The sequence below is a fragment of the Neobacillus drentensis genome (assembly GCF_036965425.1).
GTDB classification, from domain to species: Bacteria; Bacillota; Bacilli; order Bacillales; family Cytobacillaceae; genus Neobacillus; species Neobacillus drentensis_F.
In genome coordinates this window covers 6,001-8,574 of record NZ_JBALPP010000001.1, presented here as the reverse complement: position 1 = coordinate 8,574, position 2,574 = coordinate 6,001, and the positions used below count along the sequence as shown (strand labels likewise).

Sequence of the window (2,574 nt, the reverse complement as noted above, 5' to 3'; positions counted from 1 at the left end):
TAAGGATTTCACCTGCAGGCGTCAAAAAGTTCTTCTTTCCTATTCGTATAAATAGCTGTTGTTTCAATTCTTGTTCGAGCGTCTGAATTTGTGCAGTTACAGCAGGTTGAGTGAAGTTTAACTGCTGAGCAGCCTTTGTAAAATTTAAGTACTCTGCCGCGAATTTGAAAGTTTTAAGATGTCTTAATTCCATAATAGCTACTCTCCTTTAGTTACTATCCAGAGAAAACAAAAACGCACTCTAAAAAAGAGTGCGCTACTGACAAATAAAATGAATGCTCTCATCTATCAGGAGTTTTACCCGCTGGAATTAGTACAGTATCTTAAATGGACCTGTTGCTGAGATTTCATAGGTCCAGTCCCTCCATCTCTCTGGATAAGAAATATTTTTTTATAACAATTTCAATTCATTTAAAAATCGTCAAGAAATACAGTATTTTTAGAATACTAAATCTCCCTCCCTGTAATGTTAACTCTTTTATTTTATTAGTTAACATATTATTAATTAATTATATTTTTTAAGAAAGAATTGTCAATTAGTAAAATAAGGTAATTGAACGTTTAATGATAAATATGTTAATTATTCCCATTAAATGATATTCCCTTCACTAGGCACTAACGAAATTATGAAATTAATCCTTATTAAACTAAACTGCCCCGTTAGCACAACAAGAAAAAAGACCGCAGCAGCGATCACTTTCTTTAACTCTTGCACCCGTTACTTTAAGTGAATTCTTTCACAATGTGCTATATATAAACACAAGAAACAGTGTTTTATTTTTTAGAAATCCTCGCCATTTTTCAATAAATTTTTAATTTATTACTTGTTAGAAAGCCTTTGACTAAAATTATTAATGGATTGAAAACCATATAGAATTAATGCTCTTAAAAAGTCGATAGCTAAGTATTGAAATTTTGTTAACTTTTCTAAGGTGAATAATTTAAAATAATTTACAAATTTTATACCTCCAAAATAAATAAAGCAAATATGAAGAATCGTATTAGAGATTATATATAATGGGAAATTCCCATAAGTCATTTTTAACATCCAAAGACTTGAAACAAAGTAAGGGCCGAAATTAAAAAGGTTCATACCTTTTAATGGCGGTATCTCTTTATAAAATCGCCACCATTTTTTCTTTTCACCGAATAAATCTAATGCTGTTGTGACTGTACTCATAAAAATTGCTGCTGGAAGATATTTTTTAAATGAATTTCGACCTAAGAATGGAACTGTTAGCCAAGGTAGAATTAGCAAAGCGAAATAAAATAATTTTAAGTTTTTCATTATACCACCCCCAAAGTTTATAGTGTGTACTTTTTTACCAATTTATCCAGATATGTTCATATACCTGTTATTTCACAAACCTGCCACGTTAGCGGAACAAGAAAAAGAGTTGTCGTAGTTACCCTATAGTGAAAAGCTCTACATTTGCCGAAATATAAAAAAATGCAGGTTTCATGGCCAATGAGACGCTTTCCTGCAAATTTATTAAAAGCCTAAATTTTATTAGGAATTATTTGCTTTTCTTAATTAGAGTCGGTAGGGGGCAAAATATTTATGCACCAAATAAAAGGAGGTTTCCGATGGTTTATATTAAGGCATTCCTGGTTTGTTTGCTTTCTTTTCCATTCCTGTTCAATGTTCCAGTCGCTCAGGCTGCTCCTCCAGAAAATGAATTGAACCAATATTTGGCCAGTATTGGCTGGACAAAACAGGACTTGATGGATTATCTGGACTATTATGAGATCCCTTTGGATGATTATAGTACAGTGGACGAGCTTAAAGAAGTTCTGGGAACCCCTATAAACTCGAAAAATTTGCAGGAGTTATTAACGAAATATGGTCTGACAGATAAAGAATTTAATGACCTCATGGACCATTTCGGCGACTCATTAAATGACTATAAATTTATTGAGGATTTGGATGCATCACTTGAGTTTTATGTCAATTATGATGAATACATGGCCGAAACCGAAAATGCACTATCGGAATTTGGAATAACAGAGGAAGAAGCAGAGAGATTTTTTAACTATTTGAGCGAAGTCGAAGAAAAAAATAAAGACCAACTTGACCAAATCGCAACAAACGATACGCTTTGGGAAAAATTTCTCAATATCGAAGATCCTTCCCAATTAAGTGACCAAGAACTGAACGAAATGGTTCAAATCTTGGAGGAAACCATTGCCCTCTATGAAGTAAAGGTCAATTTGAAAGCAGAAGGTAAAGCTATAACGTTAAAGGATTTGTTGAAGATGTCAGAGCCTCCAGGTAATTTATCAGCGAGTGTCTATAGCAACTCAGGGGACCTTTTGATTGATTTCAACATTCCTAAATCGTTTTTTGATTCACTGGAAGGTCTAATGAATGGGGAAGACATGCTGCATTTAGGCGAGATTTCTGATGATTATGTCGACCATATGCATGAAGAGAAATATGACCAAGGACGGAACGGTTTAAAATAAATGAAAAGCCCTTCTCTTTTGAGAGGGGCAACTTCTTAAAAATATTTACCCAAAATATAATCGCCACAGCAATCCCAATCTTTAACTCTTGCACCCGTTAGTTTAAGT

Annotated in this window: 3 protein-coding genes and 1 riboswitch; of the genes, 1 reads left to right on the top strand and 2 read right to left on the bottom strand. The window is 33.4% G+C overall.

Annotation, left to right across the window (positions count from 1 at the left end):
• Both V7161_RS00060 and V7161_RS00055 read right to left on the bottom strand, forming a co-directional pair.
• A partial coding sequence (locus tag V7161_RS00060) for a LysR family transcriptional regulator (RefSeq protein ID WP_335441721.1) occupies positions 1–193 on the bottom strand: 193 nt, incomplete at its 3' end.
• An 85-nt stretch (positions 194–278) separates the two neighbouring features.
• Positions 279–383, bottom strand: a riboswitch (SAM riboswitch).
• A gap of 437 nt (positions 384–820) precedes the next feature.
• The gene (locus V7161_RS00055) at positions 821–1,288 is read right to left on the bottom strand and encodes a hypothetical protein (protein ID WP_335441720.1); all 468 of its coding nucleotides are present in this window, start codon (positions 1,286–1,288) and stop codon (positions 821–823) included.
• A 299-nt stretch (positions 1,289–1,587) separates the two neighbouring features.
• Between V7161_RS00055 and V7161_RS00050 the strand changes: the two genes are divergently transcribed.
• Positions 1,588–2,466 carry a processed acidic surface protein gene (locus V7161_RS00050; protein WP_335441719.1) on the top strand — a complete coding sequence of 293 codons (879 nt, stop codon included), beginning with the start codon at positions 1,588–1,590 and terminating at the stop codon, positions 2,464–2,466.
• Positions 2,467–2,574 lie beyond the last annotated feature (108 nt).

Coding starts and splice junctions, on each gene's coding strand:
- V7161_RS00055 (WP_335441720.1), bottom strand. CDS start 1,288: ATGAAAAACTTAAAATTATTTTATTTCGCTTTGCTAATTCTACCTTGG.
- V7161_RS00050 (WP_335441719.1), top strand. CDS start 1,588: ATGGTTTATATTAAGGCATTCCTGGTTTGTTTGCTTTCTTTTCCATTC.